We start from the raw sequence: 23,697 nt of genomic DNA, 5'->3' as shown, positions 1-23,697 counted from the left end.
GCACGCCCGGTGCCGGGAAATCCTCCGGGGCGGACGGTCAGGGCGCGCCGTAGCCGCCTCCGCCGGGGGTCTCCAGCACGAACACCTCGCCCGCGGCGACCTCGACGCTGTCGCAGCCGCGCAGCTCGGTGACCGTGCCGTCGGCGCGTTCCACCCACTGGCGGCCGAGGGCGCCCGGAGCGCCGCCCGCCATGCCGTAGGGCGGGACCCGCCGGTGGCCGCTCAGCACGGTCACCGTCATCGGCTCCAGGAAGCGGATCCGGCGCCGGCCGCCGTCGCCGCCCCGGTAGCGGCCCGCCCCGCCGCTGCCGCGGCGGATCTCATAGGACTCCAGCCGCACCGGGAAACGCCACTCCAGCACCTCCGGGTCGGTCAGCCGCGAGTTGGTCATGTGGGTCTGCACCACATCGGTGCCGTGGAAGCCGTCCCCGGCCCCCGAACCACTGGCGACCGTCTCGTAGTACTGGTGGCGTTCGTTGCCGAAGGTGACGTTGTTCATCGTGCCCGACCCCTCGGCCTGCACGCCCAGCGCCCCGTACAGCGCCCCGGTCACCGCCTGCGAGGTCTCCACGTTCCCAGCCACCACCGCCGCCGGATACCGCGGCGAGAGCATGGTGCCGGGCGGGATGATCACCTTGAGCGGGGCCAGGCAGCCGGAGTTGAGCGGGATGTCATCGTCCACCAGCGTCCGGAACACATACAGCACGGCGGCCATCGCCACCGAGGAGGGGGCGTTGAAGTTGCCCTCCAGCTGCGGCGAGGTCCCGGTGAAGTCGATCTCGGCGCTGCGGGTGCGGCGGTCCACGCGCACGGCCACGCGGATGTGGGCGCCGTTGTCCATCTCGTAGTCGAACGAGCCGTCGCGCAGCGCGGAGATGACGCGCCGCACCGCCTCTTCGGCGTTGGCGCGGACATGCCCCATGTAGGCGTGGACCACCTCCAGGCCGAAGTGCTCCACCATCGCGCGCAGCTCTTGCACGCCCTTTTCGTTGGCGGCGATCTGGGCGCGCAGGTCGGCGATGTTCTGGGCGGGGTTGCGCGACGGGTAGGGGGCGGAGGTCAGCGCCTGCAGGATCTCCCTTTCGCGGAAGCGGCCGTCCCGCACCAGCAGCAGGCTGCGCAGCAGGACGCCCTCTTCCTCCACGCGGGTGCTGAAGGCGGGCATCGACCCGGGGGTCATCCCGCCGATCTCGGCGTGGTGGCCGCGGGAGGCGACGTAGAACAAGACGGCGCCGTCCTCGCCGAAGACCGGGGTGACCACGGTGATGTCGGGCAGGTGCGTGCCGCCGTGGTAGGGGTCGTTGAGGGCGTAGACGTCCCCGGGACGCATGTCGGGGCGGTCTTTGATCAGCTCTTTGATGCTCTCGCCCATCGAGCCCAGGTGCACGGGGATGTGCGGGGCGTTGGCGATGAGGTTGCCGTGCTGGTCGAAGATCGCGCAGGAGAAGTCCAGGCGTTCTTTGATGTTCACCGAGTGGGCGGTGGACTGCAGCCGCACCCCCATCTGCTCGGCCACCGACATGAACAGGTTGTTGAAGATCTCCAGCATGACCGGGTCGGCGTCGGTGCCCACCGCCCGGCTCGCCGGACGGGCTTTGACGCGCCGCAGCACAAGGTGGCCCAGTTCGTTGACGGTGGCCTGCCAGCCGGGTTCCACCACCGTGGTGGCGTTGTCCTCCACGATGATCGCCGGGCCGTCGATCCTGTCGCCGCATTGCAGGTCGGCCCGGTGATAGAGGTCGACCTGCCGCCAGGCGCCGCCGGTGTAGAAGGGGACGCGGTCGCGGACGGGCACCGGCCCCTCCCGGCGGGGGCGGGCGGCCGGCGGCCGTTCGGTGACCCCGGAGGCGCCGGTGGCCTCCACCGACACCGCCTCCACCACGATCGGCCGGTCCGGCATCAAGAACGCGAAACGGCGCCGGTAGGCCGCCTCGAACCCGGCCGTCATGGCGGCCGCGCCCGCCTCGTCCAGCTCGGCCGGCGCCCGCACCGGCAGGGCGGTGTCGGTGCCCTCATAGCGCAGGTGGGCGCGGCGCACCACGGTGATCTGCTCGTCCGGCACGCCCTCGGACTTCAGCTCGGCGCGGGTCTCGGCCTCCAGGCGGGCGAACACCTCCGCCAGCGGCACGCCGTCCACCCGCACGTCCGCGCCGAGCGGGGCCTCCACCGCCGTCTCGCGCATGGCGGTGACGTCGGCCAGTCCCATCCCGTAGGCCGACAGCACGCCGGCCAGCGGGTGGATGAGGACGGTGGTCATGCCGAGGGCGTCGGCCACGGCGCAGGCGTGCTGCCCGCCGGCGCCGCCGAAGGTGGTCAGCGCGTACTCGGTGATGTCGTAGCCGCGCTGGACGGAGATCTTCTTGATCGCGTTGGCCATGCCGGCGACGGCGATCTCCAGGAACCCGGCGGCGACCTGCTCGGGGGTGCGTCCATCGCCGATCCGTTCGGCCAGCTCGGCGAAGCCCGCCCGGACCCGTTCGGCGTCCAGCGGCTGGTCGCCGCTCTCCCCGAAGACGTGCGGGAAGTGGGCCGGCTGGATGCGGCCGAGCATGACGTTGGCGTCGGTGACGGTCAGCGGGCCGCCGCGCCGGTAGCAGGCCGGTCCCGGGTCCGCGCCGGCCGAGTCCGGGCCCACCCGGTAACGGTCGCCGTCGAAGTGCAGGATCGACCCGCCGCCGGCGGCGACGGTGTGGATGCTCATCATCGGGGCCCGCATGCGGACCCCGGCCACCTGCGTCTCCAGTTCGCGTTCGAACTCGCCCGCAAAGTGCGACACGTCGGTGGACGTGCCGCCCATGTCGAAGCCGATGACCTTGTGGAATCCGGCCGCCGCCGAGGTGCGGGCCATGCCGACCACGCCGCCGGCCGGGCCGGACAAGATGGCGTCCTTGCCGCGGAAGTTGTGCGCCTCGGTGAGCCCGCCGTTGGACTGCATGAACATCAGCTGCACGCCCTCGCCGCCGCGGCCGGGGCGCCGCGCGCCCAGCTCGTCGGCGACCTGGTCGACGTAGCGGCGCAGGATGGGCGACAGGTAGGCGTCCACGACGGTGGTGTCGCCCCGGGACACCAGCTTCATCAGCGGGCTGACCTTGTGCGACTCCGACACCTGAGGAAAGCCGATGCGGCGGGCGATCTCCCCGATCCGCGCCTCGTGCCGGGGGTAGCGGTAGGCGTGCATGCACACCACCGCCACCGAGCGCAGCCCGTCGTCGTAGGCGCGCTGCAGCTGCCGGGTGACCTCTTCTTCGTCCAGCGGGACGATCACTTCGCCGTGCGCGCCGATCCGCTCATCGACCTCGATCACCCGGGTGTGCAGCAGCTCGGGCACGGTGATGGCGCGGTCGAAGATGCGCGGCCGGTTCTGGTAGCCGATGCGCAGCGCGTCCCGGAAACCCCGGGTGATCACCAGCACCGTGGGTTCGCCCTTGCGTTCCAGCAGCGCGTTGGTGGCCACCGTGGTCCCCATCTTGACCGCGGCGATGCGGTCGGCGGGGATCGGCTCGCCCTCCGGCACGCCCAGCAGCCGGCGGATGCCGGCCACCGCCGCGTCCCGGTAGCGGCCCGGGTTCTCCGACAGCAGCTTGCAGGCGACCAGCTCCCCGTCCGGTCGCCGTCCGACCACGTCGGTGAAGGTGCCTCCGCGGTCGATCCAGAACTCCCAGCGCCCTTCGTTCCCGCTCACCCGCCCATAGTGCACCACGGGCACCGGCGGCCGCTCCGGGCGTCCTGCAGGGCCGGGCTTTCCGTAATTGCGCGGTGATTGCGCAGCCTTACCGGAGAGATCGCGGCGAAGCCGGTTCCTGACAGCGGGACCGACCAAGCTTGACATGCAGGTCGTTCAAACGAACGAAGGCGGCGGGCCCGGAGGGCGCGCCGCCGGATCCGCCGCCCGTGGCCGAGCCGAACAGGAACCGACACGTCAATGGAACCCCTCCAGCCCACCGACCCGCGGCAGATCGGCCCGTACCGGCTCTCGGCGCGCCTGGGCAGCGGCGCCATGGGCCAGGTCTATCTGGGACGCTCGCCGGGAGGCCGCCCGGTCGCGGTGAAGGTCATCCACCCGGCCGTCGCCGCCAAGCCGAACTTCCGCGCCCGGTTCGCCCGCGAGGTGGAGGCCGCGCGGCGGGTCGGCGGGTTCTACACCGCCCAGGTCGTCGACGCCGATCCGGCCGCCGACCCGCCCTGGCTGGTCACCGCCTATGTGCCGGGCCTGTCGCTGCAGGAGATCGTGGCCGAGCACGGCGGGCTGCCGCTGAACGCGCTGACGCGGCTGGGGGCGGGCCTGGCCGAGGGGCTGGCCGCGGTGCACGCCTGCGGGCTGGTGCACCGCGATCTCAAGCCCAGCAACGTGATCGTGGCCCCCGACGGCCCCCGGATCATCGACTTCGGCATCGTGCGCGCCCTGGACGCCTCCACGGTGACCGCGACGGGCGCCTTCGTGGGGACCCCGGCCTATGCCTCGCCCGAGCAGACCCGCGGCGAGCCGCCCGGGCCGGCCAGTGACGTGTTCTCCTTCGGCTGCGTGCTGGCCTTCGCCGCCTGCGGGCACGGCCCGTTCGACGCCGGTTCCCTGGCGGCCGTGGTCCACAAGATCCTGCACCAGGAGCCCGATCTGAGGCGGGTGCCCGCGCCGCTGCGGAGCCTGATCGCCGACTGCCTGGCCAAGGACCCGGCCGCCCGGCCCGGCGTGCCGCAGCTGCTGCAGCGGCTCGGGGGACGGGCGACCATCACCGCCGGCTGGCTGCCGCCGGCGGTCGCCTCGATGATCGCCGACAGGTCGACGCTGCCGGAGGAGCCGCCCGCCGTCACGGCCGCGCCCCCCGGGCCTGCGCGGCCCGCTCACCCCGTGCGGCGCCGCAGGTGGCGGACGGTCGCCTTGGCGGGCGTCCCGGTGCTGCTGGTCGCCACCGGCGCGGCGGGCACGACGTGGTGGCGGGCGGCCTCCTCCGACTCCGGCTCGCGTTCGGTGGCCGTGGCCTCCGCGGTGCCGTCCGTCGCCGCGGCGCTCTCCCCGGCCGGGACGGCCGCGCCGCAACGATCGGCGGCGGCGGAGCCGGCAGGCGATCACCCCTCCTCCACCGCATCCCCGCCGGCCGGCGCTCCCTCGTCAGCGGCTCCGCGCGGGGAGCGTTCCCGGGCGCCGCGGCAGCGGCCCGGCCCGTCCCAGCAGCCCGTCCCGCCCGCCTGGGCGAACTGCCGCGTCTACGCGCCGGTCGAAAAGGACAAGGTCGCCATCAGCCCGTGCATCCGCGCCACCAAGAGCGGGCTGGACATGATCGTGAACGTCAAGGCGCTGGAACCGCAGGGCACCCCGGGACCGGTCACCGTCTGGGTGTGGATCGCCAACGACAAGAACACCAAATACCGGGCCAGCCTGCATAAATGCCGGATGAGGCTGAAATCGGAGGAGGACGAGGGAAGCTGCGGCCCCTACTCCTTCACCCCGCCCGGGCCGGGGATTTATCACTCGGCCGCCGCGACCTCCACGGTCGACCAGGAGCTTCCTCCGAGCTGGCCGCCGCAGTGGACCGGGACGTGCAGCGCTTCCCTGCGCTGGCCCGCCTGAGGAGGGGGAGGCGGGCCGGCGCGGGGGCCCGAAACAGTCCCCGCAATCACGGTTTACGGTACGCCCGTTACAGGGGCGCGGGCGTACCGCCCCCTTCTTGAACACATAAGACATAGCAGGCGGAAAAGACGCGCCCCCTCCTCTCAGAGAGGAACCGCTTAAGGCGCCGTTAAAATCAGTGCCCTGTTGCTGGGAACCCTCGGGACGGAGGCTGCATGGGGCGGGTGGCGCGTCCCGGGCGACGGCCTTCCCCCGTTCCCGACCCCGACAGCCCGCTGGGAAGGTTCGCCCAAGGGCTGCGCGAGCTGCGGGATCAGGCGGGGGATCCGAGCTATGAGGCGCTGGCCCGGGAGACCGAACAGCTGGGCTCTCCGTACTCGGCGACCTCGCTGCGCAACGCCGCCTCCGGACGCACCCGGCCGTCCTGGGACGTCACCGAGATGTTCGTGCGGGCCTGCGTCGCCTTCGCCCGCAAACACCCCCGCCGCGCCGACAGCGCCGCGGGGGAATGGAAGACCGACGACCTGCTGGCGATCTGGACGGCGCGCTGGCAGGCGATCTCACTGTCCGGCGAGCCGGCCGCCGCCCAGCCGGGCGCCCGCTCCCCCGACCGGTTCGCCGCAGGCGCGCCCGGCAGGCTGCCGGCGACGCTGACCAGGTTCGTGGGACGGGAAGCGGAACTGGCCACCGGGCTGCGGCTGCTGTCGGAAAGCCGCCTGGTGACCTTGACCGGGATCGGCGGGGTCGGCAAGACCCGGCTGGCGCTGCACCTGGCCGAGGCCGTCGCCGTGCGCTTTCCCGGCGGCGTCCACCTGGTGGAGCTGGCGGAGCTGACCGAACCGACGATGGTGGACCGCGCCGTGGCCACCGCGCTCGGCGTCCAGACCGAGGCCGAGCGGACCCCGCTGGAGGCCATGGCCGAGGCGCTGCGCGGGCGGCGGACGCTGCTGGTGCTCGACAACTGCGAGCACCTGCTGGAGGCGACCGCCGCGCTGACGCGCGCCCTGCTGCACGCCGTGCCGCAGCTGCGCGTGCTGGCCACCAGCCGGCAGCCGCTGAACGAGGCGGGCGAGCAGGTGCTGGCGGTCGATCCGCTGCCGCTGCCGCACCGGGACGGCTCGGCGGAGCAGTGCTGCTCGGCGGCGGTGGAACTGTTCGTCGACCGGGCCAAGGCGGCGGTGCCGGACTTCCGCCTCACCGACGCCAACCGGGAGGCGGTGGTGCGGGTGTGCCGCATGCTGGAGGGCCTGCCGCTGGCGCTGGAGCTGGCCGCGCGCCGGCTGCGCCTGCTGACCGTCCAGGAGCTGGCCGAACGGCTCGACCAGCGGTTCGCCCTGCTGGGCGCGGCGGGCGCCGACCGCACCGCGCCGCCGCGGCACCGGACGCTGCGGGCGGTGTTCGACTGGAGCCACGAACTGTGCTCGGCCGAGGAACGGGCGGCCTGGGAGCGGCTGTCGGTGTGCGCCGGCACCGTGTCGCTGGCCGACGCCGAGGCGCTGTGCGCCGACCAGCGGCCCGCCGCCCAGCCCGCCCTGGAGGCGATCGCCGGGCTGGTGGACAAGTCGCTGCTGACCCGGATCGAGGTGCGGGGACGGACCCGGCTGCGCATGCTGGAGACCGTCCGCATGTACGGGCGGGAGCACCTGGCCGCCTCCGGCCGGGACGAGCAGGCCCGGCGCCGGCACCTGGAGCACTACCTGGGCCTTGCCCGGCGGGCCGAGGACGAGTACGCCTCGCCCCGGCAGTGCCGGCGGCTGCTGCGGCTGCGGGAGGAGCACGCCAACCTGCGGCAGGCGTTCCGCTACGCGCTGGCCGACGAGCAGCCCTCCCCGCTGCTTTTCGAGGGCGCCCGCGCATTGTGGCTGTACTGGATCGCCTGCGGGAACGTGGGCGAGGGCGTGCACTGGATGCGCCGGCTGAGCGAACGGTTCCCCGAGCCGCCCCGTCCCGACCTGACCACCGCCTGGTGCTGGGCGATGTGGGCGGCGGCGTTCGCGTTGCTGCTGCAGGGCGACCACGGCGGCTGCGCCGCGTTCTTGGACCGCGTGGAGTCGGTCGCCTCCCGGGCCGGCGACGGCGGCGCCGAGTGGGCCGGGCTGCAGGCCGCCGTCCACCAGCAGCGCGGCCTGTCGGCGCTGTTCCGCGGCGACACCGAGCGGGCCGAGCGGCATTCGCACGAGGCCCTGCGCTTCGGCGGGCACCGTCCCGGGCTGCTCACCACCCAGCAGGCGCTGGCCCAGATCGGGCTGTCGGCGGCGGTGCGGGGAGCCGGGGAGGAGGCGGTGCACTTCATCCGGCGGGCGATCGAGCTGTCGGAAGAGTGCGGCGAGACCTGGCACCGCTCCTACCTGCTGTGGACGCTGGCCATCGCCTATACCGAAGAGGGCCGCGCCCGGGAGGCCGTCCCCCTGCTGCGGCAGAGCCTGGACTTCAAGATGCAGCTCGGCGACCTGCTGGGCATGGCCACGGTGAGCGAAACCCTCGCCTGGGTGCTGGCGCAAAGCGGCGACCCGCACACCGCGGCTTTGCTGCTGGGGGCGGCCCACACCACCTGGCGTCCGGCCGGAGCTCCCCAGCTGTGGGGGTTTTCGCACCTGGTGCGGTACCGCGACCGCGGCGTCCAGCAGATCCGGCGGATGCTCGGCGAGGCTTCCTTTGAGAAGTCCTACCGTGCCGGGGAACGGCTGGGCTTGGATCAGGCCCTGTCGCAAGCGCTCGGCAAACGGTTCCCCGGCTGACCGCCGCCGGGCGTGCCCGCCCGATGCGGGAACGGACGGGCACGCCTTGCGTCACATGAGCGGGACCGGGGCGAGCGGCGCTGACGGCCGAGGGGAAGTCGCCGTGCCCAGGGGTCGCCTGTCCGGCGTCCTGGGGAAGCCGTCGAAGAGCGTTCCGGGAGGACGCCGTTTCCGCAGGGCGACCCTTTTGACCAATGCGGGAGCCGGAGCGCCTTGAGGCCCCCGTCGCTCTGGGACGCACGCGGTGAGGAGGCCCGGTTCTCCTCAGGTCACCGGCCCAGGGCGGCCCGGACCTTCGACACGGCGAAGTCCGCGCCGTCACGGGGCATGCCGTTGACGAAGTACCGCAGGTGGGCGAGGGTGCTGCCGGGGTCCTGGCAGACGAAGTCGTTGGCGACGCAGTAGTTGCGGATCCGGTCGGCGTAGGCGTTCAGCGCGCCCCGGGGACGCGGCCGGATGGACTCTTTGTTCGGGTCGAAGTCGCCGACGTTGAACGGGTCGCTCGCGGTGAAGCGCATCTCGCCGAACATCACGATCGCGGCGATCCGTGAGGAGGCCGCCGAGGAGACCTGCGGGGCGTTCTTGCCCCAGATCCGCTGGCCGTTCGGCAGCAGGGCGTCGCCGACCACGCCGCCGCCCTGGGAGTAGCCCAGCAGGACGTAACGCTGGTCCGGACATTCCTGGGCGGAGGTGTTCAGCAGCCGCACCAGGTTGGTCACGCCCTCGGTGGCGCTGGTGTCGAAAGTGAGCCGGGCCGGGTACTGCAGCTCGGTGTAGGTGGTGTTCAACCCGGTGAGCCCGGTTCTGATCCGCTCCCCCATCGGCTGCAGCAGCCAGCTTCCCTCCTGGGGCTCACCGGTGCCGCGCGCGGAGATGATGCTCACATCCGCGCAGGCCGCCTGTGCGGGTGGGGCGACGGCGACGACGGCCCCGGCAGCGGCCAGCGCCGCGCAGGCCAGGCCGGCCGCCTTGGCACGGCTGGGGAAGATCCGCATGAGTTCCTCCTCGGGGACGGGTGCGGGCGTGACGTTTGTACGCCGCGTCCCGGTGAGGAAATGCCGGCCCATCTGACAAAAACAGCGGACGGTTTTGACGCCAGAGCCCATCCGGAACGAAAAACCCGACGTCAAAGGGCGCCTTGCCGGGTGCGGACCGCGGCGGGAAGGGCAATCGCGATGCCGCCTCCCATGAGTCGTTGTGCGCACGCACATCGCCCCTCGCGGTCCGGCTATGGCCGTCCGGCTCGGCAAGGCGAGCCGATCCGGGTGATACGTACAACACCCCCGTCATGGTTTCGCAGCCGGCCACATTGTTATCGGGATTTTTCCTCGGACGAACGTGTAGAGAGGCGCGCGGCGGCCCGCCCACCATCTCTTGCCAATGTGTTCTAAGGCGCATCCCCCGCGGCGATTCGTCCGCCGTGCGCTGCGGGGCGGCGCCCGTCCGATCCAGCCAAGAGGTGAATCGCATGCGTTCCTTCACGTCCGCCGCCTTCCGTCTCATCGCCAGGGTGACCGCGCTCGCGGGGGTGGCGGCCGGCGGCCTGGTCGCCCTGGCGACGACCTCCCCGGCCGCCGCGGCGTGCTCGGAGGTGGAGATGGTCGCCGCCCGGGGAACCTTCGAACCCGGGCGGCTGGGGGTGATCGTCGGCGACCCGGTCTTCCGGGCGTTGCAGGGCGAGCTGCGCGGCACGGACCTGACCTCCTACCCGGTGGACTACCCGGCCGACGCCAGCCCCACCTCGCCCCGGCAGGGCGTGCAGGACCTGGTGCGGCACGTCACCCAGCAGGCCCGTGAATGCCCGAACCAGAAGTTCGTCCTGGTCGGCTACTCCCAGGGCGCCAGCGTGGTGAACGGCGCCATCGGCACCGGCGTCGTGGGCGGCGCCACCGAGCTGCCCCGCGAGGTCCGTCCGCAGATCGCGGCCGTCCTGCTGTTCGGCAACCCGGCCCGGCTGGGCCCCGGCGAGCCGGACACCGGTGAGTTCGCCGACCGCACCCTCGACATCTGCAACCAGGGCGACCCGGTGTGCGGCGCGGGCGTCAACATCGCGGCCCACCTGGCCTACCGTTCCGAGGCCGGCCGGGCCGCCCAGTTCGCCGCGCAGAAGATCCGCGGCGCCGGCGCCGCCGAGGAGGGCGCCGACCGCCGGGCGGGCGGCATCTTCGGCCGCTGACCCGCCCCCTTGCCGCCGCGCCGTCCGGGCCCGGGGCCGCCCCCGGGGTCCGGACGGCGCGGCGGTGCGGGCCGTCCCACGCAATGACGTTCACGGCCGGGAAGGACGACCATGACACGTGACGGAATCCCACCGAGGCGGGCCCGGCTCGCCGGGATCGCATGCTGCGCCGCGCTCGCGCTGGGGACCGCGGGCTGCGGCGGGGACTCGCCGAAGGCGGCCGCCTCGCCTCCGCCGGCATCGGCGCCCACCGCCTCGCCGCCTGCCGGCGGGCAGGGCGGGTTGCTGGCCAAACAAGACGACCCCCAGGGCGGGACGCCGCTGTGCACCACCGCCTTCTACACCTCCACGGCCAAGGGCCTGGAGGTCAAGGTGCGCTTCCCCGGGCCCGCCATGCTCGTCATCAGCGTGCTGCAGGACGGACGCACCGAGCCGGTCAAACAGCTTCAAGAGCGGCTGCCGGACGAGACCAACTCGCGCACCTTCCTCATCCCCGGCATCACCACCGCGTCCCGCGTCGAGCTCAGCGTCCTGGCCCCTGGACCCACCACCGACACCTGCCGGGCTCCCGAACGCTGACCCCATCACCGGTGAGCGGCGGGCGCCGTGTTTCCGTCGCCTCCGTCCGAACGCCGTGTCGCCGTCTTCGCACGCCGCCCGCCGCCGGTGAGGTCGGAACGCCCGCGTCCGGGTGGGGACGGGGCTTCACCACCGGGAGATCAAAGCCAGGTCTTCATGGTCTCGGCCAGCGGCTCGGTGGGCCGGCCGATGAGGCGGGCCAGGTCGCCGGGCGTGTCGGCGATGGCGCCCGCGCGCAGGTCGGCGTTGAGGCCGACCACGAAGTCCGCGGTGCCCTCGTCGAGGCCGGCCGCGAGCAGCTGCTCGCGTTCGGCCTCGGGGGTGAGTTCCTGGTAGCGCACCGGGGTGCCGAGCAGCTCCTGGGCGGTGGCGGCGAACTCCGCGAAGTTCCATGCGACGTCGCCGGACAGCTCATACGCCTTGCCCTCGTGGCCGGGGGTGGTGAGGACGACGGCGGCGGCCTCGGCGTAGTCCTTGCGCGGGGCGGTGGCGATGCGGCCGGGGCCGACGCTGTTGGCGATGACGCCGCGTTCGCGGGCCGCGGAGAAGTCCGGCAGGTGGTTTTCGGTGTACCAGCCGTTGCGCAGGAAGGTCGCGGGGATGCCGGAGGCGGTGATGCGTTCCTCGGTGGCCTTGTGGTCGGCGGCGAGCCGAAGACGCGTGGTCGGGGCGTGCAGGACCGAGGTGTACACCAGGTGGTTCACGCCGGCCCGGCGGGCGGCCTCGATGGCGTTCGCGTGCTGGGCCACGCGGGCGCCCACGCTGTCGAAGGAGATCAGGAGCAGTTTGTCGGCCCCGGTGAGGGTGGCGGCGGTGCCGTCGATGTCGTCCACGTCGACGGTGGCGGTGCGCAGCCCGCGTTCGGCGAGCGCGGCGAGACGGTCGGTGTTGCGGCCGAGGGCCAGGATGTCGCCCGCGGGGACGCCGCGGGCGAGCAGGGCATCGACGGTGTGGCCGCCGAGCTGTCCGGTGGCGCCGATGATCGCGATGGTCATACGGGGTTTCCTCCTCGTTCGGTGACCGGCCGCCGGTGGCGGCCGGTGCGGGCGGCGGGGCTTGCCGGACGTCCCGCGGTTCACGATGCGAACGGCGGTTCCGGCGCCCGCCCCCGAAGTCTTCGAAAGTGCAGGGGCGGCTGAACCCTGGCGCTTGAGTCCGTGCCCGTCGGGCGATGTTCAGCCTGCCCGGCCGCGCGGCGGGCGGATCCGGTGCGGGTCTTTGACGGCACGGTCCCAAGAGCCGGGGGCTTCCCGAAGGTTGCGGTGCAGGGGCGGGCGCTACAGGGAGTAGGGACCGAAGCGGCCCCAGGCGACGACGGCCGCGAGGATGAGCAGGACGACGTTGAAGGCGATGGCCTGGGGTTCCTTGCGGCGAGCGTGGGTGATCATGGCGCCGATCATCACGATGACCAGGCCGGCCGCCGCCAGCGGGGTCAAGACGGGGGCGATGCCGGTGGCCGCCGGCAGGATCAGGCCGAGGGCCGCGGCCAGTTCGGCGACGCCGATGAACTTGACCATCCCGGAGGGGAAGTCCTCCACCCACGGCAGCTTGGGGGCGAGCCTGTCCTTGGGCCGGGTGGACTTCATCACCCCGGCCATGGCGAACATCACGGCCAGGAGCGCCTGCAGGATCCACAGGAAAACGTTCATCGCGCACGTCCTTCGTCCTCGGCGAGGTCTCTTGGGGCGGTCGCCGGCAGGCCCGTGCTCCGGCCTCTCGACCGCATCGCCTCGTCCTCACCAACCAGGGAAAACAGCGGCACGGCGGGGACCGTCCCGGCACAAGTGGAACGACCTTCCCGTTTGGGTGCCGTACAGCGTAACCAGACAAGTGGGAAGGTTGTTCCACTTAATTAGGATGAATTCATGGCCTCCGCGAAGGTCCCCCGGGACGACGTCCTCGAGCCGGACACCGGCAGGCGCTCCGGGTGCGGGCTGCGGGCCGACGCCGAACGCAACCGCGACCGGATCCTGGCCGCCGCCCGCCGCCTGTACGCCGCCGAAGGGCTCGACGTGCCGATGGCGGCGATCGCCCGCGAGGCCGGCGTGGGCAAGGCCACCCTGTCCCGGCGCTTCGCCACCCGCGAAGACCTCATCACCGCGGTCTTCGCCGACCGCATGGACGCCTACCTCACCGCCGTCACCGAGGCCCTGGCCGACCCCGACCCCTGGCACGGCTTCGTCCGCTACGTCTACGCCGTATGCGCCATGCAGGCCGCCGACCGCGGCTTCGCCGAGGTCCTCACCATGACCTTCCCCACCGCCAAGGCCCTGGAGTCCCGCCGCGACCGCGCCTACCGCGGCTTCCTCGAACTCATCGCCCGCGCCAAGGCCACCGGCCACCTGCGCGAGGACTTCACCGACCGCGACCTGCCCATCCTGTTGATGGCCAACGCCGGCGTCATCGCCGCCACCGCCGACGCCGCCCCCGACGCCTGGCGCCGCCTGGTAGGCCACATGCTCCGCTCCTACGCCACCCCCGGCGCCCCACTCCCCCCTCTCCCCGACGCCCCAGACCCCCAGGCCCTGTACCGCGCCATGATCCGCATCGCCCGCTCCTCCCCCTGCAACGCCCCCGACCGCTCCTGAACGGCCCCACGGAGAACACCTCCGGCCGTCCGAGACGGACGCCCCTTCTCGCAGGCGTCTCCCGCCATGTGCACCGGCCCCGAAGTTCCCAGGGAGACCAAGCCGGCGCCGACCAGGTGACACCGCCCCCGAAAACGCGCGAAGGCCTGACCACCGCTTCGGCGATCAGGCCTCTGCCCTGCGAGTTCGCGTCGGGGTGGCGGGATTCGAACCCACGGCCTCGTGCACCCAAAGCACGCGCGCTAGCCAAGCTGCGCCACACCCCGGCCCGCGGCCGCATGCCCCAACGGAGACGGCAACCGCAGCCTGTGAAAGTGTAGTGCGGATCCGCCCCCACGCCATCCCGATCCGCCGACCCCGAAGGCTCGCCCCATCCCGCGCGCGAAGACCCCCGGAAAACCGGTACGCTACGCAGTGACCGAGATCCGGATCCCCCGGGCTCTCTCGGCCGACCATGCGGGCGTAGCTCAATGGTAGAGCCCCAGTCTTCCAAACTGGTGACGCGGGTTCGATTCCCGTCGCCCGCTCTGCATTCACCCGGGTGTGCGGCCCGGCCACCTCGAGGATGGCCGGGCCGCGGGCCTTTTACCGGCCGCCCGTCCCTCGAAGTCCGACACCGTGCCCGGACACCGCCGATCTTCCAAAGTTCCTGTCCGTGTCTTTGCAAATCCGCTGGGACGGTCCTCAGTTCCTGCTCCTCCCGGCGATCAGCGACAGTGGGCAGGAGCCGGTCTCACCCGGCAAGACCGGCGCTCCTCACTCCAAGGCCGGAAAGGCCGCCGACACCATGTCCATCCCGCCCCCTTACCGCGCGCCGAGCCGTTCCATCCGCCGTGCCGACTCACCGGCCCACGGTCGGGAAGAAGTCATCCGGGCAGCGCAGAAGACGACGAGCGTCACACCACCGGCCCTGACGATCACTCGATCACTTCCAGTTCGACGGTGCGGCCCTCGGGGTCGCGCAGGACGTGCCGCCCCGGTCCCAGCGGCAACGACGTGGTCGAACGCCGCACAGTGAAGCCCAGTCTCAACCGGCCCGTAGGGGGCTTACCGGCCGCCGGATACAGCTCGATCACGGCTCCGTCTTCCAAGACCGCGGCATGATGGACCGGCCCGTCTTCATGCCGCTCCTTGCGAAAGCGAATGCCGAGCCCGGCGTAAAACACACGGCACTCCTCAAGAGCATCGGTGTAGATCACGATGTAGGCGACGCGCATTGAGACCTTCCAGTTGCCTGCCCCAGACCGCTCAACGGCATCCTCTCGTGTTACGAGGACGGACACGCCCTAGGCATGAGGACTGGTGCCGAACCTCCCGCAGGCAGGCCCTGACCTCTACGCCCAGGAAGACCGGCTGGGCTCACGCCCGGCCGCACAGCCGGGCGCGCCGCTGAGAAGAGTTCGCGCATGACCCGCCAGTGCGTCCCCAGCCGAGAGCAGAGGAAATCGGTGAATCCTCGATCGCCGTTCACAGAAATCACGCTGTTTTATTAGCACGAACGGCGTGGAGCCCCGCTGAACCCAGAGATCCAGCTTCTGGAAATGAAGGCCATGGGCCCCTTCTCATGGCCTGGCTCGAGGAGACCGAGCGGTTCGAACGAGGCTGGGTCGCCGTGGCGGCGGTGGACGGCCAAGAAATCAAGGTCCGTCATGGGATCGGCCGTAGGGATGTTTATGGTCGCCTGCGCGTGCGCTCAGTGACTTGAATTCGCGATGAACCCATGGTCGAGGGCGTCGAGTCCGACGATTTCGAACGGTCAGAGGCGCTGCTGAGCCTGATCAAGGTGACCAAGCGGCATCTGAGAGCGGGTGCCGACGTTCCACCGGATTATCTCCCGCTCCCCGTGGTGGTCATGGCCGACGAAATCCGAGCGCCGTACGTTCCGCAGAGCCCGGCGGTCAAGCTCCGGCAAGACGACGTCGCCGGGTGGGTGCGTCATGCGCTCCTTTGTGCCGCGGCCTGGGGTCGCCTGCGTTCTCACCCCATCGCGTGACGAGCGCTTCCGCCGATATCCGGCACCGGTCCCGCCCCGGCCGGCGTACGGTTCCATGATGAGGACGAACTCCGCGCCGCCGCGGCCGCCGCGCTGTTGGCGTACGGCGAGCGGCACAAGTCGGCTCGGCAGGGGACGACGGTGGAGTTCACAAGCGACCCCGAGGCGAACAGACTCCTTTTGGAGAACGACTTCGCCTTCCTGACCGGTGTCCTTTTCGACCAAGGAGTGCCGGCGGAGCGGGCATGGCGTGCGCCGTTCCTGCTGAGCCGGCGCCTTGGCCACTTCGATCCCGAACGGATTGCCCAAGACGAGGCGGGGGTGCGAGAAGCCATCGCGCAGCCGCCTAAGCTGCATCGACATATCGAAGAAATGCCCAGATGGCTGGTTCCGGTAGCCCAGCGGGTGATGACCGAGTACGGAGGTGACGCCGGAGCCATTTAGTCCGATCACCCCCGGCAAAGGAGCTGAAGAAACACTTCGAGGCGCTTGCCGGCATCGGCCAGAAGAAGGCCGCGATGGCGGTGGAGATCCTTGAGCGCGACTGTGGCGTACCCATCAGGGACCTGGATGGGGGCGAAATCGCCTACGACATCCACCTGCGCCGCGTCTTCCTCCGCACCCGTCTGGCGGACCGTGACGACCGCGACCATATGATCGCCAGAGCCTGGGAGCCGCACCCCGACCGTCCCGGCGCCCTCGATCTGCCCAGCCGGCTCCTCGGACGCCAATGGTGCCGCCCCGGTACACTCGACTGCGCCTCCTGCCCGCTCACCGAGGTATGTCCCAAAGACGTCGAGCGAGCAAGCCAGGCCGTCAGTGCCTGATACCTCAAAGGCGCTCGGCCGCTCCGGCAAGGCCGATCGGCTTCATCCTGCCCCGTCAGCACGTCGTTCCGCACGGCAGGACGGGGATGTCACAGCCGAGAGCGGTGCCGTGACCTGCACGGCCATGGCTTTGAACACCGCCGAGGCCGCCGTCCCGGTCTTCAAAGGCCGCGTGTTGAAAAACCCCGATGACTTCGTGTCCGCAAGGCCGCGACGGACTCGACCAGGCCGGCGCGTTCGAGAGCGTCCAGCACATCCTCGACCGTTTCAGGCGGGTTGTTCCGTGAGTCGACGATCTGCTGGACGCACGCCCACACGACCCGGTCGTCGAAGTCGATCTGATCGAGGACGAAGTCGTCGGGGCTTTTGGCCTCCACGTTCCAGGGTTCCAGCATGTCGGCCGGGAAATCTCGAAGGTTCGAGGTGACGATCACCTGGGCCTGAGCCTTGATCGCGGCGGCCAGGACATGCCGGTCTTCGAGATCGGGGAGTTTCAGCGCCTCGATGAGCGGTTCGTAACCCTCGACGAGGGCATCGGGGACCGCCCGGTTCATCAGGGTGCGCAACCTGATCAGTTTCTCCACAGGAATGTCCGGACGGCCGGCGGTCAGGTTCTTTTGCAGCTCATCGAGAATGGCGTTCGTCCACTTGGCCTGGACCAGCCCCGACTGGGCAATGCGGATCAGCAGGTCGCGTTGCGTGTTGCCGTACAGAACGCAGGCATCGTAGACCACCACGAACGCCATCGTCAGATGCCCAGCTCCTGACCGAGCCGGGCGAGTTCGTCGGCAGCCGTGCGGCTTTGCGCCTCGCTCTTCCGCTTATAGTCCATCAAGTCGTCCCATCTGATGCGACGGTGTCGGCCGACCCGTCTGAAGGGGATCTCTCCCCTCTCCAGCAACCCGATCAGATAAGGGCGGGAGACGTTCAACAGATCGGCCGCCTGCTGCGTGGTCAGTTCGGCATCTGAAGGAACGACCGACACCCCGCGCCCGGCGGCGATCTGGGACAGGATGTAGGCGAACAAGCTCACCGCCTGCCGTGGCAGGACCAAGGCCTCTTCTTCACCGATCTCAGCATGCACCCTGATGGCCTGCTCGTGAGGATTGCGCTGAAGGTACGCCTTGATCCTCTGCACGGCCCGCGCAGCCTGCCGGGTATCGACCGCTCCTGGCTCTATCCGCCTGACCTGCACGTCTGCCACACCCCTCACCGCCCCAAAGGCATCTATTCGCAGTATCCGAAACAAACGCAGCAGACGCAAGGAACAATGAGCCCCGGCGGTGAGCGCCCGGCAGCCGCGGTGATCACTAGTCTCCGCAGTGCGCTCGGGGTGCTCGAGGCGCGCGGCGAGCGCCCCGAGCGCCCTACGGCGGGTTGTGAGACGGCGCTCACCCAGAGGTGTCCGTTCTGTCGCGGCAGATGCCGGCGAAGTCGCAGGAGGTGCAGGTGGCGCACCAGCGGGGGAGGCGACGCAGGTCGTTGTCGCGCAGGGACCTGCCGACCTCGGTGACGCGGCGGGTCAGGTCGTTCAGCAAGCCTGTGTCGACCTCCTCGCGCAGTGAGCTGCCCTCCTCGTCGAGGTTGTGGACTTCCACCAGATCGGCGTCGGCGCCAGTGAGCTCCCGATAGCCCAGGGCGTACAGGTGGAGCTGGGCGAGGGAGACGTCTTCGGCCTGGGCGCGTTCGCTGGATTTGAAGTCCACGACCGAGACCTCTTCGGTGTCCAGCCGCTTGATGAGGTCGACCCGGCCGGTGACGGTGACGCCGGGAGCGGGGTGGATCTCGACCGGTTGCTCGGAGAACATGGTCTGGCGCAGGGTCGCCCCTTCTCCCGCAGGTAGCGGCGGACGGAGGCGATCGCGGCGGGCCGCAGCCGGGCCTTGGCGGCCGGGTTGGCGAACGGCAGGTTCAGGTGCCGGTCCACCAGTTCCTCGGTGGCGATCACCACCGCGTCGGGCTGGGCGTAGCCGTTGTCGCCGTCGAACTCCTCGTAGTAGCCGGGGGCCTGGTATTGCAGCCACTTGGCGAACTTCTCGAAGCGTTCCTTCGGGTGGACGGTCAGGTGGATGGCCTCGTAGTCGCCGATGGCGGTGGAGAAGCGGCCGAGGTTGCAGAAGACCGGTTCACCGCGGCGGCCGCCGTCCGTCTCCCCGTGGGAGGGGACGTTCTCCTCACACAGCCCGATGGCCTCCAGGAAGCCGAGGAACACCCCCTGCAGCGTGATGGAGTCCCAGGGCCGTGACTCGTCCCAGGCGATCGCCTCGTCCAGGACGGCGATGCCCTGGTCCAGGCGCTCGTCACAGCCGACGTCGGCGGCGCGCCAGGCGTCCTTGACCGCGTCGGCGTCGATGAGACCGGCGATGTAGCGGAAGCAGGCGACGGCGGCCTGCACCTCGGGGTCTCAAAGAGCCGCACCAGTCCTTTGATGATGCAGGGGATGCCGCGGCGGCGGAACTCTTCCACCAGTGGACCGGCGTCATGGCGCACCGACCGGAAGAGCACCGCGCAGTCGGCGTAGCTGAGACCGCGCTCGGGGGCGTCCGGCGCATCCTGGAACGGGACGCCCTGGAGCTGCTGGATGCGGTCGGCGATGGCACGGGCCTCCTGCGCCGGGTCGTCGTAGGTCAGGGCGAGCAGGTCGCCGCGTTCGAACCTTTGATGCCCGGCGGCCTTCATGGACTTGGCCAGCCGGGCGCTGGAGGCCGTCCGCCGCACCACCTTCACGACGCGTTTTCTCTATGACGACGACGGACGGCCCATGAGCCTGTCGGGCGTCCCGCCCAAGGACCGTCCCGCCGCCGCCCGGCAGATGGCCGCCCGGCTGGGCCGCCCGGGCCGGGGCGGCGGCGCGGGGCCGCTCGCCCAAGAGCTCAACCGCATCGAGGACGAGCGGCGCCGCCGGGCGCTGCTGCTGGTGGGCAGCTACCGGGAGGCGGACGTGGTCGCCGAGACGCTGCACGGCATCGAACGCCGGCACGGCAGGGTCCGGGTGCTGATCGCCGACGACGCCGAGCCCGGCCCGGGCTCCGAGGAGCGGGCGGAGACGGTGCGCCGCGGCGACCTGGCCATGTTCGCCGAGGACGAGGACGCCGAGGTGCTGGTGGCGCCGCTGATGGCGATCGAACGCGGCCACAACATCCTCAACGCCCAGCGCAACGCCGCCTTCGGCGTCGCCCTGTTCCTGGCCCGGCCCCACCCCAGGCCCGACGACCTGTCGCTGGCGGTGTTCGCCGTCAACGACTGGGTGAGCCGTTTCATCCGCGACCTGCGCCGCGTCGACGACCGCACCGGTCCGGCGACCTTCGGGGAACTGGTCGCCAAGGCCGGCGACCTGGATCAGGCCGGGCTGGAGTTCCGGCACCAGGCGCGCAAGGAATGGCGGCGGCTGCTGTCGCGCCGTTACATCTACTCGCACCTGGAGGACTGGGAGCGGCGCTCGTTCGCCTGGGACCAGCTCGTCACCATCTGGCAGGTCATCGGCCGGCTGGTGCGGGGCGGCGTGCCCGCCCGGGTCGTGTTCGTGGACGCCAAGTTCGCCCCCGGGACGGCCGCCGCGCTGCGTCCGGGCGAGACCGTCACGGCGCCGGCGCGGGACGGCCTGCTGGCCGACCTGCACAAGATCCTGGCCCCCTACTTCGACGACCACGCCGACCCGGCGTGGTTCGACGATCCCGCCGACCCGGCCCTGGTCCGGATGCTGTACGCGCCGATGTACCAGGCGCTGTCCGGACTCACCCACCGAACCTGAAACGCCTGTTTCTCGAACGGAGCCTTGCATGCCCGCCTACACGCGCATCCGGACGGCCTCCTGGCTGCCGGACTCACCGGACGCCTCGGTCACCGCCCGCTATCAGGCCCTGCCCTTCCCCGAACAGTGGCGGGAGGTGCTGCTGGAGCTGTGCAACGCGGGCCGTCCCACCGACGCCGAGCCCTACCGGACCGTGCCCACCCGCCGGATGGAACAGGTCCTGCAGACGTTCGCCCCCGACTACCTGGTGCTGCCGCGCCCGCGTGACGGGCGCGGACACTGGCTGCTGGTGCCCGAAGGCGTCGAACGCCTGCCGGATCAGGTTTTCCGGGCGCTGTACAACGCCTGGCTGAGCGACCTGCGACCCGACATGGCCAAAGACCCCCACTACCGGGAGCTGCTGGCCAAGGCCCGCGCGATGCTGGACGACGCCCCGCCCCGCTGGGAACCGGTGGAGCTGGAGCTGCTGCGCTGCCCGGTCACCGAAGGCGGCACCGCCGCGCCGCTCGCCCACCAGTACCCGCTCACCACCGACTGGTTCGCCCGGAAGATCCTCGCCCTGGAGCCCTATGACTATGGAAGCGGCACCCTGCGTTTTCACGCGGTGCCGCGCGGCCCCCGCGACCAGGGCGCCGAACTGGTGTCAGAGCCGCTGCGGTTCGACAAGGACGGGCAGAGGTGGTGGTACTCGATCACCCTCAACGTCACCTTGCACACCGTCCCCTTCGAGCCGCTGCCACGGATCCACCTGCACACCGGGATCCGCCGCTGGGCGACCCGGGTCGGCGCCGCTGGCCGTCTGTACCTGCCCCGCCGGCGGCGCACCACGGTGCTGCTGCGGCCGCGGGTGCCCTGGCTGCCAGGCGCGTCCCGCTCGGACCGGTTCGCCGTCGCCCGGTTGGAACGCCGCTGGGACCGGGAGGCGCGGGACTGGGTCACCGGCTGGGTCGAAGGCGGGCCGGCGGGGATGCTGCACCGGTTGTCGCTGTCGTCGTTCCCCGACGCCGAGGCCATCGTGACGGCGCCGGAGGAATGGCTCGCCGACGACATGAGCGCCGCCGTCGTGTACAGCACCGCCATGGGCTCCCACGGGGTTCTCCCGGGGTTGATGCCCCATCAGCGTTCAGAGCTCGTGGCCTGGGCCGAGCAGGCGTTCGCTCCGGAGCTGCGTCCCGAGCCGGAGCGGGTGCGCACCCGGCTGGGCCGTTCCACACCGCTCAACACCCCGCCCAAGACGAAGACGTCCGAGTACGACAGGCGCCGCGCCGCGAAGGTGCGGGCCGCCGCGGCGCACGCGATGCGGGCGCTAGGTGCCGTCGAGGACGACCGGGCCGTGCTGGAGGCGTGGCTGCTGTGGCAGACGCCGCAGATGCGAGATGAGGCCGTCGAGGCGTTCATCGGCCTTCTCGGTCTGGGCGGCGGGTCGAGAGCGGCCATCGATGCGCTGCTGAGCGCCGCTTCAGGTCCGCGCGGCCTGCTGGAGTGGCGCACGCCGGAGCTGCTCGTGCGGCTGCACTGCCGGCGTCTGACCGAAGGGCTCGGCGACGACCTGGCGCTGCCGGAGGGACGCCGGACCAAGGCGATGGTCACCGCCGCGGTCGCCGAGCGGCGCGACCGGGCCGCGCGCTGGATGGCGGCCGAGCGTCCGGGCACGGCGCCGTCGCTGGCGCTGGTGGAACTCGACCGCGCCGCCGACTTCACCACTTCTGATCACGATCCGAAGTTCGCGCTGCGGCTCGGCTTCGCCAAGGCCGGGCTCCTCACCCAGTTCGTGGCGGTGCCCAAGAAGACCGCGGGCTACGACTCGACCCGCAACATCGGGCACCGGGCCGAGAAGGCCTGGGACGACGGGCTGCGGCAGCTGGGGGTGCGGGTGCTCCCCGAGCACGGGCTGAGCGACGGGCTGCCCGAAGGACTGCGCTATGCGGCGATCTGGCTGGTGCGCAAGAACCGGACGAGCCGGACCCGCTGGGCCGGGCACGTCCCGGTCGCCGTGCTGGTGGCCCCCGGTCCTGAGGAGGGAATCGCCGAGGTGCGGGGCTGGGACGCCGAGGCGGACGGCGGAGCGGGCGCCTGGATCCCCTATCCGTCGCTGCTGCTGCGGCTGACCGAGCGGGTCGACGTCTCCTCCGTCCTGGCCGCCGACGACGAAGACGAGGAGGCCTTCAGACGACCGGACTACCACCGGGAGATGGAGCGGCAACGCCGGCAGGTCGAGGAATGGCTGCAGACGGTGCTGCGCACCCTGCGAGGCGTCCCGACCCTGCTGCTGGCCTGCGCGCAGAACGTCCGTTCGCACTGGACGTGGCTGCAGGACGGCCAGGTGCAGCGCGACCGGGTGCGCACCGGGGTGGCCCCGCACCGCAGGCTCGACCCCGACCTGCGGCTGCTGCGGGTCCGCAAGACCACGGGCCGGGAGACCCCCCAGTGGTGGGGCGTCCACCCCAAGGACGGGCTGAACGGCCTGGCCGCCCACCTGTGGGTGGCGCCCCGTCCTGACGGAGCCGGCGGCGGCCGGGTGTTCTGGAGCACCACGCCCAAACCCTCGCAGTTCAAGGACTCGGCCGTCAGCGGCGACAAACTCGGCGGCCGGCCGCTCACTCGCGGCTCCGGCAGGCCGACCATCGACGCCGACAAGGTCGGCTGGAACCCCGGTCTGGTGGAGCTCGCCGTGCTCGGCTGCCACGAGGACGACGGCGACGATCCGGAGGCGCTGGCGATGGCCGCCCACCACCTGCGCCAGCCCCCGGACTACCCCCAGGCCCTCGCCCTGCCGCTGCCCCTGCACCTGGCCGAACTGGCCCAGGAGTACGTCCTCCCGCTGCCGCCGGAGGACTCCGAAGAAACCGCACACGACGAGGATCCGCCGGGCGAGGGACCTTCAGAACCGGAAACCGCCCAGCCCTTCGCTCCCAACGGGGAGTGAGCCTCTCGCGGTGTCGGCCCCCCCGGTGGTGACCGACACCGCTTGATCGAAGACGATGATTCAGGCGTCGTTCGACACTAGGACATCCGACAGCACCGCCGGACGCCCACAGCGTCGATCGCTGAGAAGGAGCTCTACGAGTCCAGGTCGGGCAGGTATAACAGGGGTAAGTCGCATACGGCGAGAGAAGGTGCCGCTGGGGCTGGCAGGAGCCAACACCCCACTCAGGGTGGTTCACGTGGCCAGCGGGCAGGTGACAGCGCTGACAACCGGAGGCCCCGAACCGTTGCGGGGTACCGCATCCTCCGGCCCGTGGGGCCCGTCCCTAATGGCTCGCACGCTCGAAACCGGCCGTGCCATCAGGGGGAACGTCCCCCTTGCCCCACCCCGACGGGCTGGGCAGCCCTTCCCTGCACAAGGCGATAGCCGTCAACGCTCATGAGCCCCTGCAGACAGCATCCTCCCTGGTAACAGAACTATAAGAAAACTCCGCACACAAGCAGTTCATGTGACATCAAGGACAAGAGCTGCTAAAACAGTTCGACCTGGGGTG

Annotated in this window: 19 protein-coding genes and 2 tRNA genes; 12 read left to right on the top strand and 9 right to left on the bottom strand. The window is 71.3% G+C overall.

The window, feature by feature from the left end; translation table 11 throughout:
• Window positions 1-37: 37 nt before the first annotated feature.
• On the bottom strand, window positions 38-3,682 hold the full coding sequence (locus TCUR_RS07475; protein WP_041441211.1) for a hydantoinase B/oxoprolinase family protein: 3,645 nt from the start codon (window positions 3,680-3,682) through the stop codon (window positions 38-40).
• 240 nt (window positions 3,683-3,922) lie between these two features.
• On the opposite strand from TCUR_RS07475, the gene TCUR_RS24785 reads away from it, so the two are divergent.
• Window positions 3,923-5,566 carry a serine/threonine-protein kinase gene (locus TCUR_RS24785; RefSeq protein WP_012851877.1) on the top strand — a complete coding sequence of 548 codons (1,644 nt, stop codon included), beginning with the start codon at window positions 3,923-3,925 and terminating at the stop codon, window positions 5,564-5,566.
• Window positions 5,567-5,781: 215 nt separating this feature from the next.
• Window positions 5,782-8,304, top strand: a complete 2,523-nt coding sequence (locus TCUR_RS07465; RefSeq protein WP_012851876.1) for an ATP-binding protein — start codon at window positions 5,782-5,784, stop codon at window positions 8,302-8,304.
• Window positions 8,305-8,573: 269 nt separating this feature from the next.
• Here the strand turns inward: TCUR_RS07465 and TCUR_RS07460 are convergent, their stop codons facing one another.
• Window positions 8,574-9,299, bottom strand: a complete 726-nt coding sequence (locus tag TCUR_RS07460; RefSeq protein WP_012851875.1) for a cutinase family protein — start codon at window positions 9,297-9,299, stop codon at window positions 8,574-8,576.
• 473 nt (window positions 9,300-9,772) lie between these two features.
• On the opposite strand from TCUR_RS07460, the gene TCUR_RS07455 reads away from it, so the two are divergent.
• Complete coding sequence (locus TCUR_RS07455; RefSeq protein ID WP_012851874.1) at window positions 9,773-10,480, top strand: cutinase family protein; 708 nt, start codon at window positions 9,773-9,775, stop codon at window positions 10,478-10,480.
• Between the two features lie 111 nt (window positions 10,481-10,591).
• Window positions 10,592-11,059: a hypothetical protein gene (locus tag TCUR_RS26355; RefSeq protein ID WP_012851873.1), complete on the top strand. Its 468-nt coding sequence runs from the start codon at window positions 10,592-10,594 to the stop codon at window positions 11,057-11,059.
• 140 nt (window positions 11,060-11,199) lie between these two features.
• Here TCUR_RS26355 and TCUR_RS07445 read toward each other — a convergent pair whose 3' ends face one another.
• Both TCUR_RS07445 and TCUR_RS07440 read right to left on the bottom strand, forming a co-directional pair.
• The gene (locus tag TCUR_RS07445) at window positions 11,200-12,054 is read right to left on the bottom strand and encodes an SDR family oxidoreductase (protein WP_012851872.1); all 855 of its coding nucleotides are present in this window, start codon (window positions 12,052-12,054) and stop codon (window positions 11,200-11,202) included.
• Window positions 12,055-12,336: 282 nt separating this feature from the next.
• A complete protein-coding gene (locus tag TCUR_RS07440) occupies window positions 12,337-12,708 on the bottom strand; it encodes a DoxX family protein (protein WP_012851871.1) in 372 nt (123 codons plus the stop codon).
• A gap of 216 nt (window positions 12,709-12,924) precedes the next feature.
• Between TCUR_RS07440 and TCUR_RS07435 the strand changes: the two genes are divergently transcribed.
• Entirely contained in the window at window positions 12,925-13,647 is a 723-nt protein-coding gene (locus tag TCUR_RS07435) for a TetR/AcrR family transcriptional regulator (RefSeq protein WP_012851870.1), read from the top strand.
• Between the two features lie 191 nt (window positions 13,648-13,838).
• Here the strand turns inward: TCUR_RS07435 and TCUR_RS07430 are convergent.
• Window positions 13,839-13,913: transfer RNA gene (locus tag TCUR_RS07430), tRNA-Pro, on the bottom strand.
• A gap of 190 nt (window positions 13,914-14,103) precedes the next feature.
• Between TCUR_RS07430 and TCUR_RS07425 the strand changes: the two genes are divergently transcribed.
• Window positions 14,104-14,174 (top strand) — tRNA-Gly (locus TCUR_RS07425).
• A 390-nt stretch (window positions 14,175-14,564) separates the two neighbouring features.
• On the opposite strand, the gene TCUR_RS07420 is transcribed toward TCUR_RS07425, so the two are convergent.
• Window positions 14,565-14,864: a VOC family protein gene (locus tag TCUR_RS07420; RefSeq protein WP_012851869.1), complete on the bottom strand. Its 300-nt coding sequence runs from the start codon at window positions 14,862-14,864 to the stop codon at window positions 14,565-14,567.
• Window positions 14,865-15,367: 503 nt separating this feature from the next.
• Here TCUR_RS07420 and TCUR_RS07415 point away from each other — a divergent pair.
• From TCUR_RS07415 to TCUR_RS26350, 3 genes are all read left to right on the top strand, one after another.
• Window positions 15,368-15,640 carry a hypothetical protein gene (locus TCUR_RS07415; protein ID WP_012851867.1) on the top strand — a complete coding sequence of 91 codons (273 nt, stop codon included), beginning with the start codon at window positions 15,368-15,370 and terminating at the stop codon, window positions 15,638-15,640.
• 141 nt (window positions 15,641-15,781) lie between these two features.
• Entirely contained in the window at window positions 15,782-16,084 is a 303-nt protein-coding gene (locus TCUR_RS07410; RefSeq protein WP_148232952.1) for a hypothetical protein, read from the top strand.
• Between the two features lie 74 nt (window positions 16,085-16,158).
• Entirely contained in the window at window positions 16,159-16,467 is a 309-nt protein-coding gene (locus TCUR_RS26350) for a hypothetical protein (protein WP_148232951.1), read from the top strand.
• Window positions 16,468-16,628: 161 nt separating this feature from the next.
• Here the strand turns inward: TCUR_RS26350 and TCUR_RS07400 are convergent, their stop codons facing one another.
• The 3 genes from TCUR_RS07400 to TCUR_RS27470 form a co-directional block, all read right to left on the bottom strand.
• Complete coding sequence (locus TCUR_RS07400; RefSeq protein WP_012851866.1) at window positions 16,629-17,213, bottom strand: PIN domain-containing protein; 585 nt, start codon at window positions 17,211-17,213, stop codon at window positions 16,629-16,631.
• A 2-nt stretch (window positions 17,214-17,215) separates the two neighbouring features.
• Window positions 17,216-17,671, bottom strand: a complete 456-nt coding sequence (locus TCUR_RS07395; protein ID WP_012851865.1) for an excisionase family DNA-binding protein — start codon at window positions 17,669-17,671, stop codon at window positions 17,216-17,218.
• 187 nt (window positions 17,672-17,858) lie between these two features.
• Window positions 17,859-18,491, bottom strand: a complete 633-nt coding sequence (locus tag TCUR_RS27470; RefSeq protein ID WP_217265459.1) for a PD-(D/E)XK nuclease family protein — start codon at window positions 18,489-18,491, stop codon at window positions 17,859-17,861.
• Here TCUR_RS27470 and TCUR_RS27850 point away from each other — a divergent pair.
• From TCUR_RS27850 to TCUR_RS07380, 3 genes are all read left to right on the top strand, one after another.
• Entirely contained in the window at window positions 18,383-18,712 is a 330-nt protein-coding gene (locus tag TCUR_RS27850) for a hypothetical protein (protein ID WP_052305447.1), read from the top strand. The genes TCUR_RS27470 and TCUR_RS27850 overlap by 109 nt on opposite strands.
• A 432-nt stretch (window positions 18,713-19,144) precedes the next feature.
• Window positions 19,145-20,218: a hypothetical protein gene (locus TCUR_RS07385; protein WP_052305446.1), complete on the top strand. Its 1,074-nt coding sequence runs from the start codon at window positions 19,145-19,147 to the stop codon at window positions 20,216-20,218.
• Window positions 20,219-20,246: 28 nt separating this feature from the next.
• Window positions 20,247-23,144 (top strand): pPIWI_RE module domain-containing protein, encoded by a 2,898-nt coding sequence (locus TCUR_RS07380; protein ID WP_012851864.1) that lies wholly within the window; start codon window positions 20,247-20,249, stop codon window positions 23,142-23,144.
• The last annotated feature ends 553 nt before the right edge of the window (window positions 23,145-23,697 follow it).

The sequence above is a fragment of the Thermomonospora curvata DSM 43183 genome, from assembly GCF_000024385.1.
Taxonomy (GTDB): Bacteria; Actinomycetota; Actinomycetes; order Streptosporangiales; family Streptosporangiaceae; genus Thermomonospora; species Thermomonospora curvata.
Note: the sequence above shows the minus strand (reverse complement) of the source record. Positions and strands in the feature narration are given on the sequence as shown.

Bases quoted from the DNA above. Each gene is read 5' to 3' on its own strand.
- TCUR_RS07465 (WP_012851876.1), top strand. From the start codon at position 5,782: ATGGGGCGGGTGGCGCGTCCCGGGCGACGGCCTTCCCCCGTTCCCGAC.
- TCUR_RS07440 (WP_012851871.1), bottom strand. From the start codon at position 12,708: ATGAACGTTTTCCTGTGGATCCTGCAGGCGCTCCTGGCCGTGATGTTC.
- TCUR_RS07400 (WP_012851866.1), bottom strand. From the start codon at position 17,213: ATGGCGTTCGTGGTGGTCTACGATGCCTGCGTTCTGTACGGCAACACG.
- TCUR_RS07415 (WP_012851867.1), top strand. From the start codon at position 15,368: ATGGTCGAGGGCGTCGAGTCCGACGATTTCGAACGGTCAGAGGCGCTG.
- TCUR_RS07420 (WP_012851869.1), bottom strand. From the start codon at position 14,864: ATGCGCGTCGCCTACATCGTGATCTACACCGATGCTCTTGAGGAGTGC.
- TCUR_RS26350 (WP_148232951.1), top strand. From the start codon at position 16,159: ATGGCGGTGGAGATCCTTGAGCGCGACTGTGGCGTACCCATCAGGGAC.
- TCUR_RS07445 (WP_012851872.1), bottom strand. From the start codon at position 12,054: ATGACCATCGCGATCATCGGCGCCACCGGACAGCTCGGCGGCCACACC.
- TCUR_RS07460 (WP_012851875.1), bottom strand. From the start codon at position 9,299: ATGCGGATCTTCCCCAGCCGTGCCAAGGCGGCCGGCCTGGCCTGCGCG.
- TCUR_RS07455 (WP_012851874.1), top strand. From the start codon at position 9,773: ATGCGTTCCTTCACGTCCGCCGCCTTCCGTCTCATCGCCAGGGTGACC.
- TCUR_RS26355 (WP_012851873.1), top strand. From the start codon at position 10,592: ATGACACGTGACGGAATCCCACCGAGGCGGGCCCGGCTCGCCGGGATC.
- TCUR_RS07435 (WP_012851870.1), top strand. From the start codon at position 12,925: ATGGCCTCCGCGAAGGTCCCCCGGGACGACGTCCTCGAGCCGGACACC.
- TCUR_RS07385 (WP_052305446.1), top strand. From the start codon at position 19,145: ATGGACTTGGCCAGCCGGGCGCTGGAGGCCGTCCGCCGCACCACCTTC.
- TCUR_RS07380 (WP_012851864.1), top strand. From the start codon at position 20,247: ATGCCCGCCTACACGCGCATCCGGACGGCCTCCTGGCTGCCGGACTCA.
- TCUR_RS24785 (WP_012851877.1), top strand. From the start codon at position 3,923: ATGGAACCCCTCCAGCCCACCGACCCGCGGCAGATCGGCCCGTACCGG.